The sequence below is a fragment of the Luteimonas sp. 9C genome, from assembly GCF_902506295.1.
Taxonomy (GTDB): Bacteria; Pseudomonadota; Gammaproteobacteria; order Xanthomonadales; family Xanthomonadaceae; genus Luteimonas.
Window position 1 is genome coordinate 137388 of the sequence record NZ_LR733313.1, and the last position, 26002, is coordinate 163389.

A 26002-nucleotide genomic window follows, 5' to 3' on the forward strand; every position below is an offset into this window, starting at 1 on the left:
CCGCATGGCGCGTCTGACCTTCGTTCGCCATGCGGAGAGTGTGGCCAACGCCGGCGGCCAGACGCTGCCGCGCGCCACGATTCCATTGTCCGCACGCGGACATACCCAGGCCGACTGGCTGGCCGCGCGACTCGCGGGTGCGATCGCCGGGCCTGTCCATGTCTCGCATTTCGATCGCGCCCGCGCAACCGCACAGGCGTTCTGCACGCGGACCGGGCGCGACGCGCACGTGCATCCGCTGCTGCACGAGTTCTCGGCGATCGATCCTGCGCGAATCGCGGGGCTCGACGGAGCGCAGCGCCGTCCATTGACCCAGGCCTACTGGGCCCGCGGCGACCGCGAAGCGCGTATGGGCGACGAGGCCGACACGTTCGCCGAGTTCGTCGCGCGCATCGACACATTCATCGATGCGATGCCGACGCTGGACGACGACAGCGTGCTGTTCGGCCACGGCATCTGGTTCGGACTGCTGGCCTGGCGCCTGATGGGGTTCGCGGCCGACATCCCCGACGACATGCGCGCCTTCCGACGTTTCCAGGTCGCGCTGCCGATGCCCAACTGCGCGGTGTACGAGCTGACGGGCAGCGACCGCCACTGGCATCTGTTCCATCGCGCCAACCTGGCGCGTGGCATCGCCGCCATCGCCTGACCCTTGCGGCCACCCGGACACGAAAAACCCGGCACATGGCCGGGTTTTTCGTGTGCGCGAACCGCTGCCGTCAGGCGGCGGTCTTCTCGCCCGCGTCCACGTACTCCGAGATCTGGTCGAAGTTCATGTAGCGGTAGATCTCGGTCGAGGACGCATCCAGCACGCCGACGTCGGCCATGTATTCGGCCTTGGTCGGAATGCGGCCCAGGCGCGAGCAGATCGCGGCGAGCTCCGCCGAGCCCAGATACACGTTGGAGTTGCGGCCCAGACGGTTCGGGAAATTGCGGGTCGACGTGGAGAACACCGTCGCGCCCTCGCGCACCTGCGCCTGGTTGCCCATGCACAGCGAGCAGCCCGGCATTTCCATGCGCGCACCGGCCGCGCCGAAGGTGCCGTAATGGCCTTCCTTGGTCAGCTCGGCAGCGTCCATCTTGGTCGGCGGCGCGACCCACAGCTTGGTCGGGATGTCGCGCTTGCCTTCGAGCAGCTTGGACGCGGCGCGGAAGTGGCCGATATTGGTCATGCACGAGCCGATGAACACTTCGTCGATGACCGCGCCGGAGACGTCGGACAGCGTCTTGACGTCATCCGGATCGTTCGGGCACGCGACGATCGGCTCGTGCACGTCGGCCAGATCGATCTCGATCACGGCTGCGTACTCGGCATCGGCGTCGCCCTGCAGCAGCTGCGGATCGGCGAGCCAGGCTTCCATCTTCTCGATGCGGCGCTGGATCGAACGCGCGTCGGCGTAGCCTTCGCTGATCATCCACTTCAGCATCACGATGTTCGATGTGATGTATTCGATGATCGGCGCCTTGTCGAGGTGCACCGTGCAGCCGGCCGCGGAACGCTCGGCCGAGGCATCGGACAGCTCGAACGCCTGCTCGACCTTCAGATCCGGCAGGCCTTCGATCTCGAGGATGCGGCCGGAGAAGATGTTCTGCTTGCCCTGCTTGGCGACGGTTAACAGACCGGCCTTGATCGCGTACAGCGGAATTGCGTTGACCAGATCACGCAGGGTCACGCCGGGCTGCATCTTGCCCTTGAAGCGGACCAGCACCGATTCGGGCATGTCGAGCGGCATGACGCCGGTCGCGGCCGCGAACGCGACGAGACCCGAGCCCGCCGGGAACGAAATGCCGATCGGGAAGCGCGTGTGCGAATCGCCGCCGGTGCCGACGGTGTCGGGCAGCAGCATGCGGTTGAGCCAGCTGTGGATGATGCCGTCGCCCGGACGCAGCGAGATACCGCCGCGCGTGGAGATGAACTCCGGCAGCGTGTGATGCGTCTTGACGTCGACCGGCTTGGGATACGCCGCGGTGTGGCAGAACGACTGCATCACCAGATCCGCGCTGAAGCCCAGGCACGCGAGATCCTTGAGCTCGTCGCGGGTCATCGGACCGGTGGTGTCCTGCGACCCCACGGACGTCATCCGCGGCTCGCAGTAGGTGCCCGGACGCACGCCCTGGCCTTCCGGCAGACCGATCGCGCGGCCGACCATCTTCTGCGCCAGCGAGAAGCCCTTGCCGGTATTGACCGGCTGCTGCGGCAGCCGGAACAGTTCCAGCGTCGGCAGGCCCAGCGACTCGCGCGCCTTGGCGGTCAGGCCACGACCGACGATCAGCGGAATGCGGCCACCGGCGCGCACTTCGTCGAACAGCACTTCGGACTTGACCTGGAACTCGGCGATGACCGCCCCATTCTTGAGCGCCTTGCCGTCGTAGGGACGCAGTTCGATCACGTCGCCCTGCTCCATCTGCGACACGTCGAGTTCGATCGGCAACGCGCCGGCGTCCTCCATCGTGTTGTAGAAGATCGGCGCGATCTTCGCGCCCAGGCACACGCCGCCGGCGCGCTTGTTCGGGATGTAGGGAATGTCGTCGCCGGTCCACCACAGCACGCTGTTGGTCGCCGACTTGCGCGACGAACCCGTGCCGACGACGTCACCGACGTAGGCCACCAGATGACCCTTCTGCTTGAGGTCGGCGATCGCCTGGATCGGACCGCGCTTGCCGTCCTCCTCGGGCACGAACGGCGCGTCGTCGCGCCTGTTCTTCAGCATCGCCAGCGCGTGCATCGGGATGTCGGGACGCGTGGTCGCATCGGGCGCGGGCGACAGGTCGTCGGTATTGGTCTCGCCCGGCACCTTGAACACCGTCAGCGTCATCGACTCGGGCACTTCCGGCTTGCTGGTGAACCACTCGGCATCCGCCCAGCTCTGGATCACGGCCTTGGCGTTCGCATTGCCGGACTTGGACTTCTCCTCGACGTCGTGGAACGCGTCGAACACCAGCAGCGTGTGCTTGAGCGCATCGGCGGCGATCGCGCCGACGTCCGCGTCGTCCAGCAGGTCGACCAACGGCTGCACGTTGTAGCCGCCGAGCATGGTGCCCAGCAGTTCGGTGGCGCGCGCGCGGGTGATCAGCGCGCTGGGCTCGGTGCCGAACGCGATGGCGGCGAGGTACGAGGCCTTGACCTTGGCGGCGTCGTCGACGCCGGCCGGCACGCGGTGGGTCAGCAGGTCGAGCAGGAACGCGTCCTCACCGGCCGGCGGATTCTTCAGCAGTTCGATGACGGCAGCGGTCTGCTGCGCATCGAGCGGCAGCGGCGGGATGCCCAGCGCTTCGCGCTCGGCAACGTGGTGGCGGTAGGCTTCCAACATGCGGGCAACTCCAGTGTCTTGTTCGTGTGGTACCGGGAGAACCGGTCTCAGGCCGACGGTACGATCAGCTTGAGACCCTTGAAATAGGTGCGGAAGAACGCGTCGTCGCGGGTGATCAGGCCATTGCACTGCAACAGCGCATGCGCGCCGACCAGAAAGTCGCGCGACGGGCGGCCGGCGATGTCGCCGCGCTGCCAGGACCGGCGCTGCATCTCGCCGGCGCGCAATGCCGACTTGGCTTCGATCGCCGAAAAGCGCACGCCCATGTCCTCGAGCACAGACATGGTGTCGGCGCCGTCGTGCAGCGCGCCGCAGATTTCGGCCAGCGCGACCTCGCAGACCACGACCGGACCCGCGCTCAGGTACTGGCGCAGGCAGGCCTCAGCGGCGTCCGCGTGCGGACCATCGGCCAGCAGGTCGATCAGCACGGGCGCGTCGACGGCGATCACCGTTCGACGTCTCCATCCGTGGCGACTTCGATCTCGACCTCACCGGTCGGCTGGCCACGCACCGCACGCATCGCCGCATCGGTGTCGTCGAAGCCTTCCAGGCGGAAGCGACCCCGGGCGCGCGAGACGGCATCGTCGACGCTCTTGCGCAGCACGATGCGGCTGCCCTCCAGCTCGACCTTCAGGATCGTGCCTTTGCTCAATCCCAGTGCATCACGCACGGCCTTGGGCAGTGTGATCTGGCCGCGTTCGGCGACAGTGGCTTCCATCGGGAACCTCCGGAAAGTATGCGCGCATTATACATACCTGAACCGGCATACTCCAGCCGGGAGACGCGGGACGCGATGCAAGAAACTGCGCCGGAGCCCGCGTCGCGGCGGCCGAATCCATCCGGTTGCGAGCGGCTCACTGCAGCACACGACCACAAATCCGCCACGTGGATCCGCCTACACTGCCCCGGCCGATCCGCAGACCGCCTGAACCGTTTACGTCGACGGCCGCCGCGAGATCGAACCGTTCCCCGCCCGCCGTGACCGCCCTTTGGGGTCATCGCCAGCATTCCGCGACAGGAGCCACCGAATGACCGATTCCTTCTCCACCCATGCCGAACTCGAGGTCGGCGGACGCCGGCTCAAGTACGCCAGCCTGCCCGCGCTGGGCAAGCAGTTCGACATCGCCCGCCTGCCCTACTCGATGAAGATCCTGCTCGAGAACCTGCTGCGGCAGGAGGATGGCGAGACCGTCGCCGCGCACCACGTCGAAGCGGTCGCCAAATGGAATCCGAAGGCCACGCCGGACACCGAAATCGCCTTCATGCCCGCGCGCGTGGTGCTGCAGGATTTCACCGGCGTGCCCTGCGTCGTGGATCTGGCCGCCATGCGTGACGCGGTGGTCCGCCTGGGCGGTCGTCCGGAGCAGATCAATCCGCTGATCCCGTCGGAACTGGTGATCGACCACTCGGTGCAGGTCGACGTCTTCGGCCGCCCCGATGCGCTGGACCTCAACGGCAAGATCGAATTCCAGCGCAACAAGGAACGCTACGGCTTCCTGCGCTGGGGCCAGAAGGCGTTCGACAACTTCAAGGTCGTCCCGCCCAACACCGGCATCGTCCACCAGGTGAACCTGGAGCACCTCGCGCGCGTGGTGATGACCGCAGAGCGCGAGGACGGCGCGCAGTGGGCGTATCCCGACACCGTGTTCGGCACCGACTCGCACACCACCATGATCAACGGCATCGGCGTGCTGGGCTGGGGCGTGGGCGGTATCGAGGCCGAAGCTGCCATGCTGGGACAGCCGTCGTCGATGCTGATTCCGCAGGTCGTCGGCTTCAAGCTCACCGGGCGCATGCCCGAAGGCGCGACCGCGACCGACCTGGTGCTGACCGTCACCGAGATGCTCCGCAAGCACGGCGTGGTGGGCAAGTTCGTCGAGTTCTTCGGCGCGGGCCTGCAGCATCTGCCACTGGCCGACCGCGCGACGATCGGCAACATGGCGCCCGAGTACGGTGCGACCTGCGGCATCTTCCCCATCGACGCCGAATCGTTGAATTACCTGCGTCTGTCGGGCCGCAGCGAAGAGCAGATCGCACTGGTCGAGGCCTATGCGAAGGCGCAGCAGCTGTGGCACGAACCCGGCGCACCCGAGGCCGAGTACAGCAGTGTGCTCGAGCTCGACATGGCCGACGTACGCCCGTCGCTGGCCGGGCCGAAGCGCCCGCAGGACCGCGTGCTGCTGGAGAAGGTGCAGCAGAACTTCCGCGACAACGTCGGCCCGCTGATCGCCAAGCGCAGCCAGGCCGGCAGCGAGGATCCGCAGGTCGACCGGTTCGAGAAGGAAGGCGGCGACCAGCCGCAGGCCGAGCGCCTGGCGGCCAAGCCGGTCTCCACGATCACCCTCGATGACGGCGAGCACGAACTCACCGACGGCTCGGTGGTCATTGCCGCGATCACGTCCTGCACCAACACCTCGAATCCGGCGGTGATGCTCGGCGCCGGTCTGCTCGCGCGCAACGCCGCGGCCAAGGGCCTCAAGGCAGCGCCGTGGGTCAAGACCTCGCTCGGCCCGGGCTCGCTGGTGGTGACCGACTACCTCGAAAAGGCCGGCCTGCTCGATGACCTCGAGAAGCTCGGCTTCTACGTCGTCGGCTACGGCTGCACGACCTGTATCGGCAACTCGGGCCCACTGCCGGATGCGGTGTCGAAGGGCATCGCCGAGAACGATCTCGCGGTGGCCGCCGTGCTGTCGGGCAACCGCAACTTCGAAGGCCGCATCCACGGCGAAGTGAAGATGAACTACCTCGCCTCGCCGCCGCTGGTCGTCGCCTATGCGATCGCCGGCACGGTGGACATCGACCTGACCCACGATGCGCTCGGCAAGGACGCGGACGGCAACCCGGTCTACCTGCGCGACATCTGGCCGACGAACCAGGAGATCGGCGATTTCATCGCAAAGACCATCGGTCCGGAGATGTTCGCCAAGAACTACGCCGACGTGTTCAAGGGCGACACGCGCTGGAACACGATCGAATCGCCCGACGGCGATCTCTACGCATGGGACGAAGCCTCCACCTACATCAAGAACCCGCCCTACTTCGACGGCATGACGATGGACGTCGGCAGCATCGACGACATCCACGGGGCGCGGATCATGGGCCTGTTCGGCGACTCGATCACCACCGACCACATCTCGCCGGCCGGCAACATCAAGGGCGATTCGCCGGCGGGCCGTTTCCTGCAGGAGCGCGGCGTGCAGCCCAGCGACTTCAACAGCTACGGCTCGCGCCGCGGCAACGACGACGTCATGGTGCGCGGCACCTTCGCCAACATCCGTATCAAGAACCTGTTCTTCGACGGCGAGGAAGGCGGCAACACGCTGTATTTCGGCGAAGGCGAGCCCGAAAAGCTGCCGATCTACGATGCGGCGCAGAAGTACAAGGCGGCCGGCGTGCCGCTGGTGGTGTTCGCCGGCAAGGAATACGGCACCGGTTCGTCGCGTGACTGGGCGGCCAAGGGCACCAACCTGCTGGGCATCCGGGCGGTCATCGCGGAGAGCTTCGAGCGCATCCACCGCTCCAACCTCGTCGGCATGGGTGTGCTGCCTTGCAGCTTCCGCAACGGCGAGACCGCACAGAGTCTCGGCCTCGACGGTTCGGAAACCGTCGAACTGACCGGGCTCGACAACGGCAAGTCGAAGACCGCGCAGATCGTCGCCAAGCGCGCGGACGGTACCGAAATCCGCTTCGAGGTCGATGTGCTGCTGCTGACGCCGAAGGAAGTCGAATACTTCCGCCATGGCGGTCTGCTGCATTACGTGCTGCGGCAGCTGGCCGCGAAGAAGGCCGCCTGACTTCGAAGCGGGCGGAAGCCCGGCCCGCCGAAGCACGGCGGGCGTTCGCCGGGCGCGCGAAGCAGTGCTTCGCGAGCGCGCCCGGCACACCCACCACGGCGGTGTGCTGCATGACGTGCCGCGGCAACTCGCCGCCAAGAAAGCGGCCTAATACCGATTACAGAATGCTGCGCGTTTGAAAACGGAAAAGACCTGCAAACGCAGGTCTTTTTTCTTTGTTTCTGGGCTGGAGATAAGGCACTTCCTTCGGTTGGGAATCAGCCCGTCGGCCGGAAGCCGCTTTCCCCTCGGTCAAGGCATCCTGCCTTGACTCGGGCGCGCGCCATCCATGGCGCGCTCGGCGCGGCCACCAGCCGCCAGTCCGCTGCTTCGAACTTTCAGAGCGCGACTTCGTACAGCACGCAGCGCCCAATCGGAAAGACATCGGGAACTCCGGGCCGCAGCGCGTCGTGCCGGCCGGGGGTTGCGGAGAGCGGGCCATGCATGGCCCGCGGCGGCGAGTCAGCCATGGGTGAGCAGCGGCTGCTCGCGCAGCACTGCCGCGCAGCCGTTGCGAACGCCCGGCGTGCTACGCCGGGCCGGGCGAGCGTTGCGTGGCAACGCGTGCCGACCGGGACGAGTAGCAACCCCGGCCGGCACACCGCTGCCTTCGAAGTCGGACACCATGTCCGATGAGGCAACCCCTCAATCAAGCACCCGGGCAGCGCGGCAGCCCATCGCCCACGCTGCACTCCACACAGCAAGGCGAGGTCTGCGGCCTTGGTGTCGCCTGCCCCGGCAGCAATGCATCCGGCGTCACCGGCATCGGCGGCGGCGCGACATACAAGCCCGGCGACGTCGCCAGCGTCGCGAGTTCCGCGGCCGGACGCAGCTGCAGCAGCACCGCCCAGTCCTGCCGGTTCGCACTGCAGGCCTCCGGCGTATCCGGCGTGCACAGGGGATCGTCGAGGCTGCGCTGGGAGAGATTCGCGAACTGCCCACCCGCGGTCAGCGGCATCAGGCGCATGGTCACGGCGTCGAGCACGTTGCCGCCGACCAGATACGCCTGCCCGCGTTCGGCGCCGACCACGATGTCGCAATGCATGCCGAGGCCGCCGTCCTCGCTGCTCAGCAGCGACGCCAGGCCGGCAAAGCCGAACACCCGGTTCGCCGCACGCACGTAGCACAGCATGTCGCCACGCGCGGTCCGTGTGGCCTGTGGATCGGCGACGCGATATGCGCTCGTCTCCGGGTTGCGATAGGCGTCGCGCACATAATCCACATGGCTGGGAGACCCGTTGAAACCCGGCAGCGCCGCGCGCCGCGCGACCCACGAAATGAACGCCGCCGACCAGGGCACGTCGACGACGAAGCTGCGGCAGGCAGGTGACGGCTGCGCGCTCTGTGGCGCGAACATGCAGTCGTAGGCACCGGACCGATGCTGCAGGCGAGAAAGCTGATCCGCCCCGCGCCAGTATCCTGCGACACGGCGCCAGGCCTGCTCGCCATTGGTCAGCAACGTGGTCTCGGCCTCGCGTACCGTCGAACTGGCGTATCGCCCTTCCAGGTCGATGAAGGGCCGGTCCCAGAGCTGGTGTTCCTCGCAGGCCGCAGCCGCGAGTCGCGTTGCCGGATCGGGCGCATCGACCTGCGCGCGCAGCCACGGGCAGGGATCGGCCGCGAGCGCCGACAGCGGCGCGGACAGCAACAGAGAGGCGAGCAGCATCAGGCGGCGCGTCGATCGCATCGGGGTTTCCATTCCGCGCGGAACACGCGGCCGCCGCCATCGTGCCTCAGCAGCCCGTGAAGAACAGGTCCGCTCGCGCAGTCAGCCCGAGCAGAACGCCGCGTAGTCGATGTAGCCGGGAAACGCGCGGCCGGGTGCGCAGACCGGGCATTCCGGATCGGGCGACAGCCGCGTCTCGCGGAACTGCATGCGCAGCGCGTCGAACTGCAGCAGGCGGCCGGCCAACGGCGCGCCGATGCCGAGCAGGAGTTTCAGCGCTTCGGTCGCCTGCAGCAGGCCGATCACGCCCGGCAGCACGCCGAGCACGCCGACTTCCGAACAGTTGGGCGCAGCTTCGGCCGGCGGCGGTTCCGGAAACAGGCAGCGGTAGCAGGGACATGCGCCGCGCCGGCGACCGGCATCGAAGACGCTGACCTGCCCGTCGAAGCGGTGCACCGCGCCGTAGACCAGCGGCACGCCATGCAGCACGCAGGCATCGTTGAGCAGATAGCGCACCGGGAAGTTGTCCGCGCCATCGAGCACCAGGTCGACACCGTCGAGCAGGCGGTCGACATTGTCGCTGGTCACGCGCTCGCCGATGGCTTCAATCCGCGTACGCGGATTGAGTGCGCCGAGCGTCGTGGCCGCCGACTGGACTTTCGACTGGCCGATGCGGTCTTCCGCGTGCAGGATCTGCCGCTGCAGGTTGCTGCGGTCAACGACATCGTCGTCCGCGATGCGCAGCGTGCCGACACCGGCCGCGGCGAGGTAATACGCGGCCGGCGAACCGAGGCCACCGGCACCGATCACCAGCACCGTCGCCCCGGCGAGCCGCCGCTGGCCGGCGAGCCCGATCTCCGGCAGTTTGAGATGCCGCGAATAGCGCTCGTGGAAATCGAGATCGACGTCGCCGTCCGGGAGCACCGTCGGCAGTCCGTCGGCCTGCCAGGCGCTGGTGCCGCCGGCGACCGAGGCGATGCGCGTGTAGCCGAGCGCGGCCAGCGTGTCCGCCGCCTGCAGCGAGCGGCGTCCGCTCTGGCAGATCAGCAGCAGCGGGGCGTGCAGGTCCGGCGCGTGGGCCAGCGGCGCGGCTTCGAGCACCGCGCGATCGACGCCGTCCGCGCCTTCGGCCATGCCGGTCACACGTTCGTGCGCATCGCGCACGTCGATCAGGCGCACGCCCTGCTGCTGGCGTTGCCGGGCCTGCGCCGGCGTGAGTTCCTGGATGGCCATGACGCGATTATCGCGCGGACGCGGGCGACGCGCGGGGAACGCCGGGGTTTGCGGGCGCGAGGTCCCGCTCGAAGAGCAGACGCGCGCCTTCGCGCGCCTCTGCAGAGCCCCACCCCTCACCCGACGCGCCTTGCGCGTCGACCTTTCCAGGAGGGAGTGGCTCAGGTTCCGCGATCCGCGCAAACCGGACTGTGCTCATGCATCAGGACGGCCAAACGCCCGCGCGTCCGCGCGGCCCAGACGCCGCCGCACTCAGTACGGCATCACATCCACGGGCGCGCCGCGCGCGTACGCGCGCGTTCCTGCGTCGAGCACGATCAGCGCGTCCGAATCCGCGGCCGCCTGCATGCGGTGCGACCCGTCGGCCGGATTCGGCTCGACCCAGGAAATGCCGTCGTCGTCGACCCACCAGCGGCCGCGCAGCAGCTCGAGGCGCTCGTGCGTCTTGGACCAGTCCGACGCCAGACGCGCGCGTCGCGGCGCCCGCGGTGCCCTGCCCTGGAGACCGTCGACCAGGCGACGCCCGAGCGCGAGCCAGGTCGCGAGCACCGAGACCGGATTGCCCGGCAGGCACAGGAACAGCGCCGGGCCGAGCGTATCGCCCTCGGCCAGCAGCAGCGGCATGCCGGGTTTCATCATGACCTTCCAGACCCGCACGCGGCCGCGGCGCTGCAGCAGTTCCGGCAGCAGATCCTTCTCGCCGGCCGACACGCCGCCGCAGGTCAGCACCAGATCGAAGGCTTCGCCGGCATGGCGCAGCGCGGAGGTCACCTGCGCGGCGTCGTCGGGCAGGGTCGGAAACGCGACCGGCTCGAGACCTTCGGCGCGCAGCAGCGCCATCAGCTGGTCGCGGTTGGAGTTGTAGATCTGCCCGGGACCGAGCGACATGCCGGGCTCGACGAGTTCGTCGCCGGTCGCGAATACCGCGACCGTCGGCCTGCGCACGACGTCGAGTTGCGCGAGGCCCTGCGAGGCCGCGAGACCGATGCGCGCTGGCGTCAGCGTGTCGCCGGCCTGCAGCAGCAGATCGCCAATGTTCGAATCCTCACCGGCTCGGCGCACGTGCTGGCCGAGACGCGGTGCGATCCGCACGACGACGTCATCGCCGTCGAGTGCGGTGTTCTCCTTCATTACGACGGTATCGGCGCCGGCCGGCAGCGGCGCGCCGGTGGTGATGCGCACGCAACTGCCCGCCTCGACGGTCAGCGCCGCGTCGGGGCCGGCGAACTGCTCGCCCGCAAGGCGCAACCGCGTCGGCGCGCCATCAGTCGCGAGATCGGCATGACGCAGCGCGAAGCCGTCCATCGCGGAGTTGTCGAACGGCGGCTGCGGCAGTGTCGCGACGATGTCGCGCGCCAGCACATGGCCATGCGCGCGCGACAGCGAGACCGTCTGCGGCTGCAGGCGACGCTCCGCAGCAACCGCATCGACGATCGCGCAGGCCTCGGTGAACGAGACGCGGAACGGGAATGTGGGCTCAGTCATGGGTGACTCCGGCCCGGACCAGATCGCCGGGCGTGTTGAGGTTGCCGAAGCGCACCTGCGCGAAGCGTACGGTCCGCATGCCGAGTGCGCGCTGCAGACCGCGCACGGAGAAGTCGTCGCTGGTCAACGCGTTCGCCGCGGCCACGCGCAAGGCGTCGACCAGCCACAGCGCGACCAGCGGTTGCAGACCGTCGTCGTTCTCGGCGCGCGCGCCGGTGTCGCCGGCCGCATCGATCAACCGCGCGAGCACCGACGCATCGACACGCAGCGCATCCACCGGCAGCGTGAACAGCCACGGGGTCGTGACCGCCGCCGCGAGCGCGTCGAGACCGGACAAGGGGCCGGTCCCGGGATGGCGATCGGGAATCGCGTCGATGCCGATCCCGGCATACCGTTGGAGGTCGCGATTGGCACTGACCAGCACGCGCGTGGCGCGCGGTGCGAAACCGTCGTGGAGCCGTTCAACCTGGACCATGCCATCGCGCAGCAACCACGCTTTGTCCAGGCCGCCCAGTCGCGTCGCGCGCCCGCCGGCCAGCAGGCCGACGGTCAACGTGTCGCGGGACGGCGGCGGGATCACTTGCGCTTGACGTGCCGGATCAGCCGCTTCTTCTTCGCCAGCTGGCGATCGCTCAGGACGTTCTTCTTGTCCTTGTAGGGGTTGTCACCCTCGCGGAACAGGAAGCGTACCGGCGTGCCGACGAGCTTGAAGCGCTTGCGGAAGAAGTTCTCCAGATAGCGCTTGTAGCTGTCGGGCAGCGTCCGCAGGCGGTTGCCGTGGACGATGATCGTCGGCGGATTCTCACCACCCGGATGCGCATAGCGCAGCTTCGGCGCGTGACCGCGCACGACCGGCGGCGGATTGGTCTCGTAGGCGATCTCGAGCGCCTTGGTGACTTCCGAGGTGCCGAACTTGTAGTTGGCCGACGCATGCGCGCGGTGGATCGCCTGAAACAGTTCGCGCAGGCCCGAGCCGTGCTTGGCGCTGATGCGCACCGCTTCCGCCCACGGCACGAAGGCCAGCTTGCGCGAGAGCAGCGCTTCGGTCTGTTCGCGCTGGTAGTCGGTCAGGCCGTCCCACTTGTTGACCGCGACGACGAGCGCGCGGCCGGAATCGAGCACCGCGCCGAGCACGCTGGCGTCCTGGTCGGTCACGCCTTCGCTGGCGTCGATCATCACCACCGACACCTGCGAATGCTCGATCGCCTGCAGCGTCTTGATGATGGAGAACGTCTCGACCGCCTCGTCCACCTTCGACTTGCGGCGGATGCCGGCGGTGTCGACCAGGCGGTACTTGCGACCGTCGCGTTCGAGATCGACCTCGATCGAATCGCGCGTGGTGCCGGCGACTTCGGAGGCGATCATCCGCTCTTCGCCGAGGATGCGGTTGACCAGCGTCGACTTGCCCACGTTCGGGCGGCCGACGAAGGTCACGCGGACGCGCTCGGGGTCGCTGTCGAGCTGCTCGGACTGGCCCACTTCCGGCAGCTTTTCGAGGATCTCGTCGACCAGCTCGTCGATGCCGTGGCGGTGCGCGGACGAAATCGCATGCGTGTCGGTGAAGCCGTAGCGCGAGAAGTCGGCCTCGGCCGCGCGCGCATCCAGTCCGTCGGTCTTGTTGATGACCAGGAAGGTGGGTTTGTCGATCTTGCGCAGCCAGCGCAGGATCTCGTCATCGAGCGCGGATGCGCCTTCACGGCCATCGACGACGAACAGCACGAGATCCGCTTCGGCCGCGGCGGCGCGCGACTGCTTCGCGGTCGGACCGGCCAGGCCGGTGCCTTCCAGATGCACGTTCTCGCCGGCGATACCGCCCGTGTCCACCAGCGCGAACGGAACGTCCGGGTTGAGCCTGCACACGCCGTAATGGCGGTCGCGGGTAACCCCCGGCTCGTCGTGGACGAGCGCGTCGCGGGTGCGGGTCAGCGCGTTGAACAGCGTCGATTTGCCGACGTTGGGGCGGCCCACGAGGGCGACGAGGGGAAGCATGCGGCGGATTCCGTTCGAATAGGTGTTGCGTGTGGCGCGGGCAGGCCCGGAAACACACGGCCCCGGGCAGGAAAGCTGCCCGGGGCCGTTATTGTCGCACTTGCGGCGGAATTACTGGGACAGACGCCAGGCGGTCACGTCGCCGTCGACGTTCTGGACCACCAGCACGCCGTCGGCGACGACCAGCGCAGCCCGGATCGGGTCGCGTCCCGCACGCTGGCGCGCGACGAATTCGCCGTCGTCGAGACGCATCCAGTGCAGATAGCCGTCGTAGTCGCCGACCACGGCGTAGTCACCCTGGATCACCGCGCCGGTCAGGTTGCGACGCGCCAGCGCTGGCTGCTGCCACGCGGCGGTGCCGCTGTACTTGTCGAGCGCCCACACCGTGCCGCTGGCATCGGTGACGACCACGCGCTGCGGCGACAGGCCGGGACGGTTCGCGCCGCCGTGTTCGCTGACCCACAGCGGACGGCCGCTGGGGCCTTCGAGCGCCATCGTGCGGTTGCGGTAGCTGCTGGCGAACAGCACGGCTTCGTCGAGCACCGGCGTGCCGTCGACATCGGACATGCGCTCGAGTTCGGTGCGACCGTCGGGCTGCGCCACTGCCTGTTCCCACAGCGTACGGCCGTCGGAGAGCGACAGCGCGGCGATGGTGCCGTCGTCGTTGCCGACGAACACGAAGCCCGGGCCGAGCACCGGCGCGTCGTTGCCGCGCACGGTCAGCGACGGCAGCTCGCGCACCCAGAACCAGCGGCGTTCGCCACTGGCGACGTCGAACGCGGTCACGCGGCCATCGTTGGACCGCACCAGCACGACGCCCTGCCCGATCGCGGGCGCGGCGATGACTTCGTTGGACACCTTGGCAGTCCAGCGCTCGGCGCCGGTGGCGGCGTCGAGCGCCACCACTTCGCCATCGAGGCTGCCGGCCACGACCAGACCCTCGCCGACGCCCGGGCCACCGCTCAATCGCAGGTCCGAGTCGTAGCTCCAGACCGAAGCACCGGTCTGCAGATCGAATGCACGCACACCGCCCTTGATCGCGGCGACGTAGACGCGGCCATCGGCCACGGCCGGCGACTGGCGTACGCCGAGGCGGCCTTCACCCTTGCCGGCGTTGGCCGACCACAGGCGCGACACGCTCAGCGTCTCGTTGATGTCGGTCAGCGGCGCAGGCTCGGTGAGCGCCTTCGCCTGGGCCTTCTCGCTGTTGCCGAACCAGCCACGCACGGTGCTGCAGCCGGTGACGGTCATCACGCACAGCGCGATCGCCGCAATCCGCGTAACGCGGGCCGGCGCAAGGAAAGACGCGGCGCGCGCGGTCTGGTCGGTCATCAGGATTCAACCTCGGGTTCGTCCGGCGTACCGCCGACTTCGGAAAGCTTGAGTTCGAGCAGGCCGCGCTGCTGCGCGGCGCTGTCGAGCTGGCGCAGGGCCTGCGCGTAATCGGTGCGGGCCTGCTCGGTCTGCTTGAGTGCGAAATGCGCGTCGCCGCGGGCTTCCAGCGACACGGCATCCTCGGCGTCGGCGAGCAGCTTGACCGCGTCCTCGCCGCGGCCGGCATCGGTCAGCAGGCGCGCGAGACGCTGCTTGACGACCGCCGCTACGCCCGGCTCAGCGCCCTTGACGGCTTCCAGCGTCGCGATCGCAGCGTCGCGATCCCCCTTGTCCACCTGCGCCTTGGCGAGCTGCAGTGCGGCCAGTTCGCTATACGCGGTGTCCGGCAGGCCGGCTACGGTCTGCGAGGCCTTGTCGAACTCGCCGGAGCGGATGTCCAGCAGCGCACGCTGGTACGCCGTGTGCTGTTCGACGGCCTCTGCGTGCGTGCGGTTCTTCCAGTACTGCCAGCCGCCGATGATCGCGGCGCCGACCACCAGGCCACCCAGCAGTCCCAGCGCGTTGTCGCGAAGCCAGGCCTTGACCCGCTCCCCTTGCTCGCGTTCGTCCAGCAACTCGTCAATCGCCATATGGTCTCTACGCCCGCCATCGGATGCGGGTCAAACGGAAAAAAGAAGGCGCGCGGGACCCCGCATCGACGCGGTGGTCCGGAACCCGGCGCGGTCGCCCGGGTTATTCGGCAGCCGGCGCCAGCGCGCCGTCGGAGGATACCGTAAAGCGTGCCACGTTGGCCCGCTGGAACCGGGACAGATCCTGAACGTCGCCACCGCTCGATACTTCGACGGCAGTGGCATTGCCGAGCTTGACGCGGCTGACGGTGCCCGCCTCGAAGCGGCGTTCCTGGCCGGCCTGCACCAGCGCCTGTTCGACCTGCGCGCCATCGGGACCGATCACCTCGATCCAGCTGTCGCCACTGAAGCGCAGGACGAGCGCTCCAGAATTCTGCGCGCCGGACTCGGCGACGGCCTGCGACGCAGGCGCGCGCTTGGGCAATGCGCCCAGCGAGGCGGTCACCGGCGTCGGCCGCGCAGGCCGCACGTCCTCGACGGCGCTCTGGAGGTTTCCGTCGAGGCCCAGCGATGCGGTTTCGACCGGACGGGTGTTGTCGACGTGCGAACGCGTCGCCACCCAGACCGGCACCGCGATCAGCGCGGTGATCACCACATAGACGGCGCGGCCCATGGCCTTGTCGAGCATCCGCTGCATCGGCGGGGTATAGGTGCGCGGGGTGAGCACCGGTTGACGGGCATGGGCGTCCGAAACGCCGTCGGCCAACGATTCCGGCAGCTTCAGCAAGCGCAGGTAGCTGCGCAGCTGGCCACGAATGAACACCGGGGCGCCGAGGCGGTCCCAGTTCTCCGCTTCGAGCGCCTCGACGACACGCAGTTGCATCCGCAGACGGGCCGCGACATCGGCAATCGCCAGCCCTTCCGCCATGCGCGCCTCGCGCAGACGCTCTCCGACCCCAGGCGACGTCGCTGGCATGGTCTGGCTCGAAGAACTCATGGTGGACTGGTTTCCCTTGGCTGTAGGTTCGATGCAGCCGGAAACTCCGCCTGCAAGCGTCGCTGGTATCGGTCGGCGGCCCCTGTGTCGCCGAGCGCGGTTTCGATCTGCACCGCAAGTTGCAATGCTGCCGCAGTTGCGGGGGCCGCGGCAAGCCGTCGCTGCGAAAAAGCCCGCGCGTCGAAGTACCGACGTTCGCCCATGAGGTAGCGCGACATCGTGTCGAGTGCGACCAGGTTCACAGGATCGAGCTCCAGCGACGCGCGGAGATCCCGTTCCACGCGCGTCATCTCCCCCGCCGTCATGGCGCAGGCACCCGCGTTGGCGAGGGCGCCGGACGGATCACCGTAGGCGGGGTCACGCACCGCGGCATCGAAATAGGCCAGCGCATCGGTTGCGCGACCATTGCGGCACAGCCAGGTGCCGTAATTGTTGAGGTAGGCGCCCTGGTCGGGCGCACGCTCTGCTGCCGCCTTGTAGTAGCCGCCCGCCTGCGCGCTGCGACCGCGACGGTCTTCGATCACCGCCAGCAGCGTATTCGCATCGGCCGCGGTGCCTTCGCCCTTCAGCGCGCCGCGGGCCGCGCGCGCGGCAGCATCGAAGTCGCCGGCGTCGAATGCGCGAGACGCCAGCGCCAGCTGGTTACGGGCTTCTTCCCCACGACGGAACTGGGCATTGCCCCGGGTCTCGTAGGTCCGCACGTCGGGGCGGAAATCGCTCTTGCCGCTGGGCTTGACGAAATCGAGGCGTGAACAGCCGGCCAACGCCAGCAGGAGAACGACGGAGACGGCAGCCTCAGGCAGCCGCATCGACACCTGGACCGCCCTGGGATTCGAGACGCTTGAGATGTTCGGCCTGCCGACGCGTGCGATCGGCGACCTGGCCCTTGAGCTGACCGCAGGCCGCATCGATGTCGTCGCCACGGGTGCGACGCACCGGTGCGATGCGACCCGATTCGTTGAGCAGCTTCTGGAACCGGCGGATCGTCGCGTCGTCCGGGCGTTCGTAACGCGTACCCGGGAACGGATTGAACGGAATCAGATTGACCTTCGCCGCATCCTTCATCTGCAGGCGGTTGTCGAACTCGCGCATCAACCGGGCCAGCTCGCGCGCGTGCTGCGGCTGATCGTTGACGTCCCGCATCAACGTATATTCGAAGGTGATCGACTCGCCGCGCTTGCGCTGGGCGTAGCGTACGCAGGCCTCCATCAGCTCGGCGATGGGGTACTTCTTGTTGAGCGGCACCAGTTCGGTGCGCAACGCGTCGTTGGCCGCATGCAGCGACACCGCCAGCGACACGTCACTGACTTCGGCGAGCTTGTCGATCATCGGCACCATACCGGCGGTCGACAGCGTCACCCGCTTGTTCGCCAGGCCGTAGCCGAGGTCGTCGCGCATGATGCTCATCGCGCGGACGACGTTGTCGAAATTCATCAGCGGCTCGCCCATGCCCATCATCACGACGTTGGTCAGGCGACGCTGCTTGTGCGGCACGTTGCCCAAATGCCGCGCCGCCACCCAGACCTGGCCGATGATCTCGGCGGTCGACAGGTTGCGGTTGAAGCCCTGGGTCGCGGTGGAACAGAACTGGCAGTTGAGCGCGCAGCCCACCTGCGACGACACGCACAGCGTGCCGCGGTTCTTGTCGGGGATGTAGACGGTTTCGATCGCGTTCTTGCCGTCCATCGCCAGCAGCCACTTGTGCGTGCCGTCGGTGGAGGGCTTCTCGAACTGCACCTGCGGCACGCGGACTTCAGCATGCGCCTCGAGCTTGGCGCGCAGCACCTTGCCCAGGTCCGTCATGTCGTTGAAATCGGTGACGTAGCGGTGATGGATCCACTTCATGATCTGGTGGGCGCGGAAGCGCTTTTCGCCGAGGGTCTCGGCGAAAAAGCGCTCCATGCCCTCGCGGTCGAGGTCGAGCAGGTTCTGCTTGGCGACGGTGGCGTCGATGGCGACCTCGGTCACGATGGCATCCCTCAGCGGGAAACGACTTCGTCGTTCTTGAAGAAGTACGCGATCTCGGTCTGCGCGTTCTCGACCGAATCCGAGCCGTGGGCGGCGTTGGCATCGATGGAGTCGGCGAAGTCGGCGCGGATCGTGCCCGGCGCGGCGTCCTTCGGATTGGTGGCGCCCAGCAGGTCGCGGTGCGCGGCCACGGCGTTCTCGCCTTCCAGGGCCTGGATCATCACCGGGCCGGAGGTCATGAACTCGACCAGCGCGCCGAAGAACGGACGCTCCTTGTGCACGGCGTAGAAGCCCTCGGCTTCTTCACGGGTCAGCTGCTTGTACTTGGCGGCCACGATCTTCAGGCCGGCCTTTTCGAAGCGGGAATAGATCTCGCCGATCACGTTCTTGGCAACGGCATCGGGCTTGACGATGGAAAGAGTGCGCTCGAGCGCCATCTGGTGTTCTCCGGTCTGGAATGGGGCCGTCCACTCCGGAACGGCCGAGTCTACATGGAAAAACCCGCGCCGAAACGCGGGTTTAGCCAACATGGCTGCGACAATTCTAACGTATCTGCCGCAACTTCGCCGAGAACGGACCGGGCTCCGGTCATTGACGCGTCAGCCGCCCCGCCCCCAGAATCCAAACAAGCGTTTGATCGAGGCACCCAGTTCGCCATGGCCAGTACCGCCCAGTTCTCCACCAAGGACAAGATTCTCGGCGCCGCCGAGGAACTGTTCGCGACCCACGGGTTCGCGGGGACCTCGCTGCGCCAGGTGACCAGCCGGGCCGACGTCAATATCGCGGCGGTCAACTACCACTTCGGCAGCAAGGAGAACCTCGTCAACGAGGTGTTCCGACGCCGGATGGACCAGATGAGCGCGCAGCGGCTCGCCCAGCTCAAGGCGGCGATGGCCGAGCGGCCCGGCGAGATCGAGCCGATCATCGCCGCCTTCGTCGAGCCCGCACTGGACATGGCCAGTGGCCGTGCCGGTAGCGGCGCGTTCGTCCGGGTGATCGCACGGGCCTATGTCGAGAAGAACGACGCCCTGCGCAAGTTCCTCTCCGAACAGTACGGCCACGTGCCGCGCGAGTTCGCAGGCGCCCTCGCCGTGTGCGTGCCGCAGCTCGGCAAGGCCGAGCTCTATGGCCGCCTGGATTTCCTCGCCGGCGCACTGACGTACGCGATGGCCGATTTCGGCCTGATCAAGCGTCCGCCCGGCACCACCGAACACGCGCACCGGACCCGCATCGCCGGCGAACTGATCCGCTTCGCCGCTGCCGGGTTCCGCGCCTGACCACCAGCCCGGCCTGTGTCGGGTTTCTTTTTTGAAACAAAGGGATGGAGCAAATGTCTGAGAAACTGCTTGTACGTCGCGCCGCGGTGCTTGGCGCGGGTGTCATGGGCGCGCAGATCGCCGCGCACCTGACCAACGCCGGCATCGACACGGTCCTGTTCGACCTGCCGGCCAAGGAAGGCGACAAGGACGGCGTGGTGCGCAAGGCGCTCGCGAACCTGGCCAAATTGAGCCCCGCCCCGCTGAGCAGCAAGTCGCTTGCCGAGGCCATCGTGCCGGCCAACTACGAGACCGGCCTGGCCGAACTCGAAAGCTGCGACCTGATCATCGAGGCGATCGCCGAGAAGATGGACTGGAAGCAGGACCTCTACCGCAAGATCGCCCCGCACGTGCCGGCACACGCGGTGCTGGCCAGCAATACTTCGGGCCTCGGAATCAATGCCCTGGCGGATGTGCTTCCCGAAGAACTGCGTCACCGCTTCTGCGGTGTGCACTTCTTCAACCCGCCGCGCTATATGCATCTGGCCGAACTGATTCCGGCCAAGACCACCGACAAGGCGGTCCTGGAAGGCCTCGAAACCTTCCTGACCACCCAGCTCGGCAAGGGCGTGGTCTACGCCAAGGACACCCCGAACTTCATCGGCAACCGGATCGGCGTGTTCTCGATCCTGTCGACGATCCACCACACCCAGGAATCGAATCTGGGCTTCGACGAGGTCGACGCGCTGACCGGTCCCCTGCTCGGCCGTCCGAAGTCGGCGACCTACCGCACTTCGGACGTGGTCGGTCTGGACACGATGTCGCACGTCATCAAGACCATGGCCGACACGCTGCCCGAGGATCCCTGGCACGAATACTTCGCCTCGCCCAAGTGGCTGACCGCGCTGATCGACAAGGGCGCGCTGGGCCAGAAGACCGGGGCCGGCATCTTCCGCAAGGCGGGCAAGGACATCCTGGTCCTGGATCTCGAGAAGCAGGACTACCGCGCGTCCGACCGCACGGCCGCCGACGAGGTCGTCGCGATCCTCAAGACCAAGGATCCCGCCGAACGCATGGCCCAGCTGCGCGCGAGCGAACACCCACAGGCGCAGTTCGTCTGGGCGATCCTGCGCGACCTGTTCCACTACAGCGCCGTGCATCTGGAAGACATCGCCGAGACCGCACGCGACGTGGACCTGGCGATCCGCTGGGGCTACGGCTGGCAGCAGGGTCCGTTCGAACTGTGGCAGGCCGCGGGCTGGAAGCAGGTCGCCGACTGGATCGCCGAGGACATCGTCGCCGGCAAGACGATGAGCAGCGCGCCGCTGCCCGACTGGGTGTTCGACGGCCGCGAGGGTGTGCATGCCGCCGAGGGCAGCTACAGCCCGTCCAAGAACGCCAAGCTGCCGCGCTCGGCGCTGCCGGTGTACCGCCGCCAGCGTTTCCCCGACCCGCTGCTGGGTGAGCGCTTCGAGCCGGGCGAAACGGTGTACGAGAACGACGGCATCCGCCTGTGGACGGACGGCGACGACATCGGCGTGATCAGCTTCAAGACCAAGATGCACACCGTCTCCGACCACGTGCTCGACGGCATCCAGGAAGCGATCGGCATCGCCGAGCGCAAGTTCAAGGGCGTGGTGATCTGGCAGCCGAAGGAGCCTTTCTCCGCAGGTGCCGATCTCGCCGGCGCGCTGGGCCTGCTGCAGGCCGGCAAGGTGGATGCGTTCGAGGCGATGGTCGAGAACTTCCAGAAGACCAGCCAGCGCATCAAGTACTCGCTGGTGCCCGTGGTCGCGGCCGTCCGCGGCTTGGCGCTGGGTGGTGGCTGCGAGTTCCAGATGCACAGCGCGCGCACCGTCGCGCATCTCGAAAGCTACATCGGCCTGGTCGAGGCCGGCGTCGGCCTGTTGCCGGCCGGTGGCGGCCTGAAGGAACTGGCGGTGCGTGCATCGGAAGCCGCCGGCCCGAACGGCGACGTGTTCGCCGAGCTGAAAAAGACCTTCGAGACCATCGCGATGGCCAAGGTGTCGAACTCGGCAGTCAACGCCCAGGAACTCGGCCTGCTGCGCAGCGATGACATCGTGACCTTCAACGCGTTCGAGTTGCTGCATGTCGCACGCCAGCAGGCATCGGCGCTGGCCGAAGCCGGCTACCGCCCGCCGCTGCCCGCGCGCGCAATCCGCGTCGCCGGCGATGTCGGCATCGCCACGTTCAAGATGCTGCTGGTCAACATGCTCGAAGGCCGTTTCGTCAGTGAGTACGACTACGAGATCGCCGAGCGCATCGCCACCGTGCTGTGCGGCGGCGACGTGGACCGCAACGCGGTCGTCGACGAGGACTGGCTGATCCGCCTGGAGCGCAAGCACTTCGTCGAGCTTGCCCAGCAGGAGAAGACCCAGGCGCGCATCGGCCACATGCTCAAGACCGGCAAGCCGCTTCGGAACTAGTGAGGACGTCAGGCGCGCAGTGCGCGCGAAGCGTCAGTCGAGGCCACCCGGCTGACGCCCTCACCCCCTCACTCAAATACGAGAACATCCCATGAGCAAGCAGATCCAGGACGCCTACATCGTCGCCGCCACCCGCACACCCGTGGGCAAGGCGCCGAAGGGCGTATTCCGCAACACCCGCCCCGACGACATGCTGGCGCACGTGCTCAAGGCCGTCGTCGCGCAGGCGCCGGGCATCGACGTCGACCGCATCGACGACGCCGTGATCGGCTGCGCGATGCCCGAGGGCGAGCAAGGCATGAACGTGGCGCGCATCGGCGTGCTGCTGGCCGGCCTGCCCGACACCGTGGCCGCGCAGACCGTCAACCGCTTCTGCTCGTCCGGCCTGCAGGCCCTCGCGCTGGCCGCCAACGAGATCCGTCTCGGCAACGCCGACCTGATGCTCGCCGGCGGTACCGAGTCGATGTCGATGGTGCCGATGATGGGCAACAAGGTCGCGCTCGCCCCGAGCGTGTTCAAGGACGACCACGTGGCCATCGCCTATGGCATGGGCATCACAGCCGAGAAGGTCGCCGAGGAGTGGAAGGTCTCGCGCGAGGACCAGGACGCGTTCGCGCTCGCCTCGCACCAGAAGGCGATCGCCGCGATCGAGGCCGGCGAGTTCAAGGACGAGATCAGCCCCTACGAGATCGTCTCGCACCAGCCCGACCTCGCCGGCAACACGGTGCGTCTGCGCAAGCTGCTGGTCGACACCGACGAAGGTCCGCGCCCGGATTCCTCGATCGAAGGCCTGGCCAAGCTGCGTCCGGTGTTCCGCAACGGACAGTTCGGCGGTTCGGTGACGGCCGGCAACAGCTCGCAGATGAGCGATGGCGCGGCCGGCATCCTGCTCGCCTCGGGCCAGGCGGTGCAGGATTACGGTCTGAAGCCGCTGGCGCGTTTTGTCAGTTTCGCGGTCGCCGGCGTGCGCCCCGAAGTCATGGGCATCGGCCCGATCGCGGCGATTCCCAAGGCGCTGGCGCAGGCCGGCCTCACCCTCGACGACATCGACTGGATCGAGCTCAACGAAGCCTTCGCCGCGCAGGCGCTGGCGGTCATCCGCGACAGCGGGCTCGACCCGTCCAAGGTCAATCCGCTGGGCGGCGCGATCGCGCTCGGCCATCCGCTGGGTGCGACCGGCGCGATCCGCACCGCGACCATCGTCCACGGCATGCGCCGTCGCAAGAAGCGCTACGGTCTGGTGACGATGTGCATCGGCACGGGCATGGGCGCGGCGGGTGTGATCGAAGCGCTCTGAGATCCGCGGTTTTTCCTCGAAGCGCGCTCGCGCGCGATGGGGTTCTGACGCTCGCCGATTCTTCGAAAAAGCCTTGCGCGCGCGCGAGCGCCCCCGCAAAAACAAAAAGCCCCGGCACTGCCGGGGCTTTTTTTGCAGCGCGCTGCGGATTACGACTGCAGCGGAATCACGCGGATCTCGACGCGACGGTTCAGCGCGCGGCCCTGCTCGGTGCTGTTGTCCGCGACCGGGCGGGTCTTGCCGAAGCCGACGATCTCGAAGCGCTGGCGCAGAAGACCCTGGCCGATCAGATAGTTGCCCACCGAGTCGGCACGCTGCTGCGACAGACGCTGGTTGACCGCGTCGGTGCCGACGCTGTCGGTGTGACCCGAGATCTCGACGATCGTCTGGTCGTACTCGGCGAGCGTCCGCGCGACGTTGTTGAGCGCCGGATAGAACTGCGACTTGAGATCGGCCTTGCCGAAGTCGAAGGTCACGCCATCCGGCAGGTTGAGCTTGATGACATCGCCGTCGCGGTCGACCTGGATGCCGGTGCCCTGGGTCTGGCGACGCAGTTCGGCTTCCTGGCGGTCCTGATAGACGCCGACAGCGCCGCCGGCCAGGCCGCCGACACCGGCGCCGACCATGGCGCGCTGACGGCGCTCGGTAGCGTCGCCGCCGCTGAGGAGACCGGCGACGGCGCCGATGCCCGCACCGATCAGCGCATTGTTACGGGTGCGGTTCGCATCGTCCGGTGCATTCGTCTGACCGGTATAGGTCGCGCAGCTGGACAGCAGCAGGGTGCTGGCGAGCGCGGTGGTGAGGCCTGCGGTGGTGAGTCGGCGCATGGTATCGGTCTCCTGGTGTCCGGTACGGGCGAAGATGCCCGGAGCGTTGAAAGCGGAGCCGAAAGTAGCGTGTTCAGAATGCATGCGGAGTGACGGCGTGCATGCCCGGACGGACATCGTTCAGCACGAACATCCACGCAGCGCGTCTTCAGTCGAGCATTGCCTCGGCCGCCTCCGCATCGAGCGCCTGCGACCAGTCGCCCATCATCGCCAGATACAGCAAGGCGTCGAACTCGCGCCGGAAATGCGCGATCGCCGCGTCGGGATCGGGCACCAGGCGAGCGTCGGCGACGAGACCGAAATGCACCCGGTTGTCGTAGCTGAGGATCGACAGGCCGATGCCGATCGATCCGGTCTGCGGCACCCAGAACATCATCTCGCGCAGTGCGCATCCGGCCAGATAGAGCGGCTGTTGCGGGCCGGGCACATTGGTGGCCACGGCCGACGCCTTGCGGCTGAAGAGATCGAGCGCGATGCCCTGCGCCGATTGCGGCGCCATGCCCAGTGCGGCGAGCAGTCCGAAGGCGACGATCGCCTGGCGCGAACCCTTGAGTTCGCGCATGCACGCAGCCACGCGTTCGAGCCGGCGCGCAGGATTCGCTTCGCCGACCGGCAAGTCGAGGAATACGAGACCGAAATGGTTGCCGAGCTTCTTCGCGTGCTCCAGCGGCCGCAGGTTGACCGGCACCGTCGCGCGCAGCGTCATCCCGTCGGGGTCAGTCCCCCGCTCGCGCATGTAGCCGCGCAACGCACCGGCGGCAGCAGCCATCAGCACGTCGTTGACGGTGCAGTCGAACGCGCGGCCGACCGCCTTGACCTCGTCCAGACACAGCGGCTCCGCCCAGGCGACGCGCTTGCTGACGCCCAGTTCGCCCCGCAGCAGCGATGGCGGGTCATCGGACAGCGACAGTGCGTACAGCAGCTCGCGGGCAATCTCGCCGCCTTCCCGCGCCAGCATGTTCGCGAGCGTGGGGTCGCGGTACATCGCCATGCCGCGGTCGAGCACCTGTCCGCCCAGCTTTTTGTACCGCGCGACTGCGTTGACGCGCCGCTCCACGCCCGCGCCATCGGCCTTGAGCCAGGCCTGCGGCAGGGTCTCCGCGGGCCGTGGATGGCGTTCGGTATCGGTCAGCGACAACAGCACCTGCACGAGCGCGATGCCGTCGGCATAGCAGTGGTGGATGCGCGCGACCAGCGCGGAGCCGCCGGCGTAGTCTTCGACCAGATGGAACTGCCAGCGCGGCTTGCCGGGATCGAGCGGCGTCGATGCGAGTTCGCCGGTGAAGGCTTCCAGCGCGCGTTTTTCTTCGGCCGCGCTGCTCACGGTCGCGCGCCCCGGCAGCGCGGCGCGTCGCACATGCCAGTCGAGGTCGAAGTGCCCGTCCTCGATCCAGGTCGCCCCCGTCGTAGCGTCGACGGCTTTCTGGCGGAACCGCGCGTAGGCGAGAAAGCGCGTATCGACCAGCGCGCGCAGGGCCTCCACCGACATCCGCTCGGTGAATACCAGTACGGCGGTGATCATCATCGGATTGGTCGGCCGCTCCATGCGCAGCCAGGCGGTGTCGACGCGCGTCATCGGCTGTCGGCGCAGGCGTTTGCGGCGTGGCGGTGCGGCGGTCTCGGCCATCTTCCCTCCCAGGCAGTCAGCCGCCCGAGTGGATCACGCGGGTGCGGCAGGGTCAACGCGCACGCGACCGCAGGCGCGTCGCATGCGTCGCCGGCGCTGCATGAGGTCACGCGGACCGCGCAGCACGCGGCTGCACGGCACTGCTGTGGACGTGCACGCTGC

General features: G+C 67.9%; 21 protein-coding genes. 5 read left to right on the forward strand and 16 right to left on the reverse strand.

Features of this window, described 5'->3' with window-relative positions:
• Nucleotides 1-4 precede the first annotated feature (4 nt).
• Nucleotides 5-649 (forward strand): histidine phosphatase family protein, encoded by a 645-nt coding sequence (locus CURTO8I2_RS13655; RefSeq protein WP_159681806.1) that lies wholly within the window; start codon nt 5-7, stop codon nt 647-649.
• 70 nt (nt 650-719) lie between these two features.
• Here the strand turns inward: CURTO8I2_RS13655 and acnB are convergent, their stop codons facing one another.
• The 3 genes from acnB to CURTO8I2_RS13670 are packed head-to-tail and all read right to left on the reverse strand — an operon-like array spanning nt 720 to nt 4029.
• The gene (gene acnB, locus CURTO8I2_RS13660; RefSeq protein ID WP_159681807.1) at nt 720-3311 is read right to left on the reverse strand and encodes a bifunctional aconitate hydratase 2/2-methylisocitrate dehydratase; all 2592 of its coding nucleotides are present in this window, start codon (nt 3309-3311) and stop codon (nt 720-722) included.
• Nucleotides 3312-3358: 47 nt separating this feature from the next.
• Nucleotides 3359-3760 (reverse strand): type II toxin-antitoxin system VapC family toxin, encoded by a 402-nt coding sequence (locus tag CURTO8I2_RS13665; RefSeq protein ID WP_159681808.1) that lies wholly within the window; start codon nt 3758-3760, stop codon nt 3359-3361.
• Nucleotides 3757-4029: an AbrB/MazE/SpoVT family DNA-binding domain-containing protein gene (locus tag CURTO8I2_RS13670; protein ID WP_159681809.1), complete on the reverse strand. Its 273-nt coding sequence runs from the start codon at nt 4027-4029 to the stop codon at nt 3757-3759. Before CURTO8I2_RS13670 ends, CURTO8I2_RS13665 begins: the two co-directional genes overlap by 4 nt.
• 310 nt (nt 4030-4339) lie before the next feature.
• Here CURTO8I2_RS13670 and acnA point away from each other — a divergent pair, with 310 nt between their 5' ends.
• Entirely contained in the window at nt 4340-7105 is a 2766-nt protein-coding gene (acnA, locus tag CURTO8I2_RS13675; protein ID WP_159681810.1) for an aconitate hydratase AcnA, read from the forward strand.
• A gap of 688 nt (nt 7106-7793) precedes the next feature.
• On the opposite strand, the gene CURTO8I2_RS13680 is transcribed toward acnA, so the two are convergent.
• The 11 genes from CURTO8I2_RS13680 to ndk all read right to left on the reverse strand — a co-directional run bounded on the left by CURTO8I2_RS13680 (nt 7794) and on the right by ndk (nt 18823).
• On the reverse strand, nt 7794-8831 hold the full coding sequence (locus tag CURTO8I2_RS13680) for a DUF2272 domain-containing protein (RefSeq protein WP_159681811.1): 1038 nt from the start codon (nt 8829-8831) through the stop codon (nt 7794-7796).
• 81 nt (nt 8832-8912) lie between these two features.
• Nucleotides 8913-10043 (reverse strand): molybdopterin-synthase adenylyltransferase MoeB, encoded by a 1131-nt coding sequence (gene moeB / locus CURTO8I2_RS13685; RefSeq protein ID WP_159681812.1) that lies wholly within the window; start codon nt 10041-10043, stop codon nt 8913-8915.
• Nucleotides 10044-10295: 252 nt separating this feature from the next.
• Nucleotides 10296-11528, reverse strand: coding sequence for a gephyrin-like molybdotransferase Glp (gene glp / locus CURTO8I2_RS13690; RefSeq protein WP_159681813.1), 1233 nt, complete (start codon nt 11526-11528; stop codon nt 10296-10298).
• Nucleotides 11521-12081, reverse strand: a complete 561-nt coding sequence (locus CURTO8I2_RS13695) for a molybdenum cofactor guanylyltransferase (protein WP_236551164.1) — start codon at nt 12079-12081, stop codon at nt 11521-11523. The genes glp and CURTO8I2_RS13695 overlap by 8 nt, the downstream gene beginning before the upstream one ends.
• A gap of 23 nt (nt 12082-12104) precedes the next feature.
• Nucleotides 12105-13517: a ribosome biogenesis GTPase Der gene (der, locus tag CURTO8I2_RS13700; protein ID WP_159681814.1), complete on the reverse strand. Its 1413-nt coding sequence runs from the start codon at nt 13515-13517 to the stop codon at nt 12105-12107.
• 111 nt (nt 13518-13628) lie between these two features.
• Nucleotides 13629-14849 (reverse strand): outer membrane protein assembly factor BamB, encoded by a 1221-nt coding sequence (gene bamB / locus CURTO8I2_RS13705; RefSeq protein ID WP_159681815.1) that lies wholly within the window; start codon nt 14847-14849, stop codon nt 13629-13631.
• Nucleotides 14849-15481, reverse strand: a complete 633-nt coding sequence (locus tag CURTO8I2_RS13710) for a tetratricopeptide repeat protein (protein WP_159681816.1) — start codon at nt 15479-15481, stop codon at nt 14849-14851. The genes bamB and CURTO8I2_RS13710 overlap by 1 nt, the downstream gene beginning before the upstream one ends.
• A 103-nt stretch (nt 15482-15584) precedes the next feature.
• Nucleotides 15585-16418 carry a helix-turn-helix domain-containing protein gene (locus CURTO8I2_RS13715; protein WP_159681817.1) on the reverse strand — a complete coding sequence of 278 codons (834 nt, stop codon included), beginning with the start codon at nt 16416-16418 and terminating at the stop codon, nt 15585-15587.
• Entirely contained in the window at nt 16415-17227 is an 813-nt protein-coding gene (pilW, locus tag CURTO8I2_RS13720; protein ID WP_159681818.1) for a type IV pilus biogenesis/stability protein PilW, read from the reverse strand. The genes CURTO8I2_RS13715 and pilW overlap by 4 nt, the downstream gene beginning before the upstream one ends.
• Nucleotides 17214-18320 carry a 23S rRNA (adenine(2503)-C(2))-methyltransferase RlmN gene (gene rlmN, locus CURTO8I2_RS13725; protein WP_159682126.1) on the reverse strand — a complete coding sequence of 369 codons (1107 nt, stop codon included), beginning with the start codon at nt 18318-18320 and terminating at the stop codon, nt 17214-17216. Before rlmN ends, pilW begins: the two co-directional genes overlap by 14 nt.
• A 77-nt stretch (nt 18321-18397) precedes the next feature.
• Complete coding sequence (gene ndk / locus CURTO8I2_RS13730) at nt 18398-18823, reverse strand: nucleoside-diphosphate kinase (protein ID WP_133392641.1); 426 nt, start codon at nt 18821-18823, stop codon at nt 18398-18400.
• 219 nt (nt 18824-19042) lie between these two features.
• Here ndk and CURTO8I2_RS13735 point away from each other — a divergent pair, with 219 nt between their 5' ends.
• The 3 genes from CURTO8I2_RS13735 to CURTO8I2_RS13745 all read left to right on the forward strand — a co-directional run bounded on the left by CURTO8I2_RS13735 (nt 19043) and on the right by CURTO8I2_RS13745 (nt 23386).
• Entirely contained in the window at nt 19043-19663 is a 621-nt protein-coding gene (locus CURTO8I2_RS13735; protein WP_159681819.1) for a TetR/AcrR family transcriptional regulator, read from the forward strand.
• Nucleotides 19664-19716: 53 nt separating this feature from the next.
• A complete protein-coding gene (locus tag CURTO8I2_RS13740; protein WP_159681820.1) occupies nt 19717-22089 on the forward strand; it encodes a 3-hydroxyacyl-CoA dehydrogenase/enoyl-CoA hydratase family protein in 2373 nt (790 codons plus the stop codon).
• Nucleotides 22090-22180: 91 nt separating this feature from the next.
• Nucleotides 22181-23386 (forward strand): acetyl-CoA C-acyltransferase, encoded by a 1206-nt coding sequence (locus CURTO8I2_RS13745; protein ID WP_159681821.1) that lies wholly within the window; start codon nt 22181-22183, stop codon nt 23384-23386.
• Between the two features lie 149 nt (nt 23387-23535).
• On the opposite strand, the gene CURTO8I2_RS13750 is transcribed toward CURTO8I2_RS13745, so the two are convergent.
• Nucleotides 23536-24213: an OmpA family protein gene (locus CURTO8I2_RS13750; RefSeq protein WP_159681822.1), complete on the reverse strand. Its 678-nt coding sequence runs from the start codon at nt 24211-24213 to the stop codon at nt 23536-23538.
• A gap of 148 nt (nt 24214-24361) precedes the next feature.
• On the reverse strand, nt 24362-25840 hold the full coding sequence (locus tag CURTO8I2_RS13755) for a wax ester/triacylglycerol synthase family O-acyltransferase (RefSeq protein WP_159681823.1): 1479 nt from the start codon (nt 25838-25840) through the stop codon (nt 24362-24364).
• Nucleotides 25841-26002 lie beyond the last annotated feature (162 nt).

Bases quoted from the DNA above. Each gene is read 5' to 3' on its own strand.
- CURTO8I2_RS13655 (WP_159681806.1), top strand. From the start codon at position 5: ATGGCGCGTCTGACCTTCGTTCGCCATGCGGAGAGTGTGGCCAACGCC.
- acnB (WP_159681807.1), bottom strand. From the start codon at position 3,311: ATGTTGGAAGCCTACCGCCACCACGTTGCCGAGCGCGAAGCGCTGGGC.
- CURTO8I2_RS13670 (WP_159681809.1), bottom strand. From the start codon at position 4,029: ATGGAAGCCACTGTCGCCGAACGCGGCCAGATCACACTGCCCAAGGCC.
- acnA (WP_159681810.1), top strand. From the start codon at position 4,340: ATGACCGATTCCTTCTCCACCCATGCCGAACTCGAGGTCGGCGGACGC.
- CURTO8I2_RS13680 (WP_159681811.1), bottom strand. From the start codon at position 8,831: ATGCGATCGACGCGCCGCCTGATGCTGCTCGCCTCTCTGTTGCTGTCC.
- moeB (WP_159681812.1), bottom strand. From the start codon at position 10,043: ATGGCCATCCAGGAACTCACGCCGGCGCAGGCCCGGCAACGCCAGCAG.
- glp (WP_159681813.1), bottom strand. From the start codon at position 11,528: ATGACTGAGCCCACATTCCCGTTCCGCGTCTCGTTCACCGAGGCCTGC.
- der (WP_159681814.1), bottom strand. From the start codon at position 13,517: ATGCTTCCCCTCGTCGCCCTCGTGGGCCGCCCCAACGTCGGCAAATCG.
- bamB (WP_159681815.1), bottom strand. From the start codon at position 14,849: ATGACCGACCAGACCGCGCGCGCCGCGTCTTTCCTTGCGCCGGCCCGC.
- CURTO8I2_RS13710 (WP_159681816.1), bottom strand. From the start codon at position 15,481: ATGGCGATTGACGAGTTGCTGGACGAACGCGAGCAAGGGGAGCGGGTC.
- CURTO8I2_RS13715 (WP_159681817.1), bottom strand. From the start codon at position 16,418: ATGAGTTCTTCGAGCCAGACCATGCCAGCGACGTCGCCTGGGGTCGGA.
- pilW (WP_159681818.1), bottom strand. From the start codon at position 17,227: ATGCGGCTGCCTGAGGCTGCCGTCTCCGTCGTTCTCCTGCTGGCGTTG.
- rlmN (WP_159682126.1), bottom strand. From the start codon at position 18,320: ATGGAGCGCTTTTTCGCCGAGACCCTCGGCGAAAAGCGCTTCCGCGCC.
- ndk (WP_133392641.1), bottom strand. From the start codon at position 18,823: ATGGCGCTCGAGCGCACTCTTTCCATCGTCAAGCCCGATGCCGTTGCC.
- CURTO8I2_RS13735 (WP_159681819.1), top strand. From the start codon at position 19,043: ATGGCCAGTACCGCCCAGTTCTCCACCAAGGACAAGATTCTCGGCGCC.
- CURTO8I2_RS13740 (WP_159681820.1), top strand. From the start codon at position 19,717: ATGTCTGAGAAACTGCTTGTACGTCGCGCCGCGGTGCTTGGCGCGGGT.
- CURTO8I2_RS13745 (WP_159681821.1), top strand. From the start codon at position 22,181: ATGAGCAAGCAGATCCAGGACGCCTACATCGTCGCCGCCACCCGCACA.
- CURTO8I2_RS13750 (WP_159681822.1), bottom strand. From the start codon at position 24,213: ATGCGCCGACTCACCACCGCAGGCCTCACCACCGCGCTCGCCAGCACC.
- CURTO8I2_RS13755 (WP_159681823.1), bottom strand. From the start codon at position 25,840: ATGGCCGAGACCGCCGCACCGCCACGCCGCAAACGCCTGCGCCGACAG.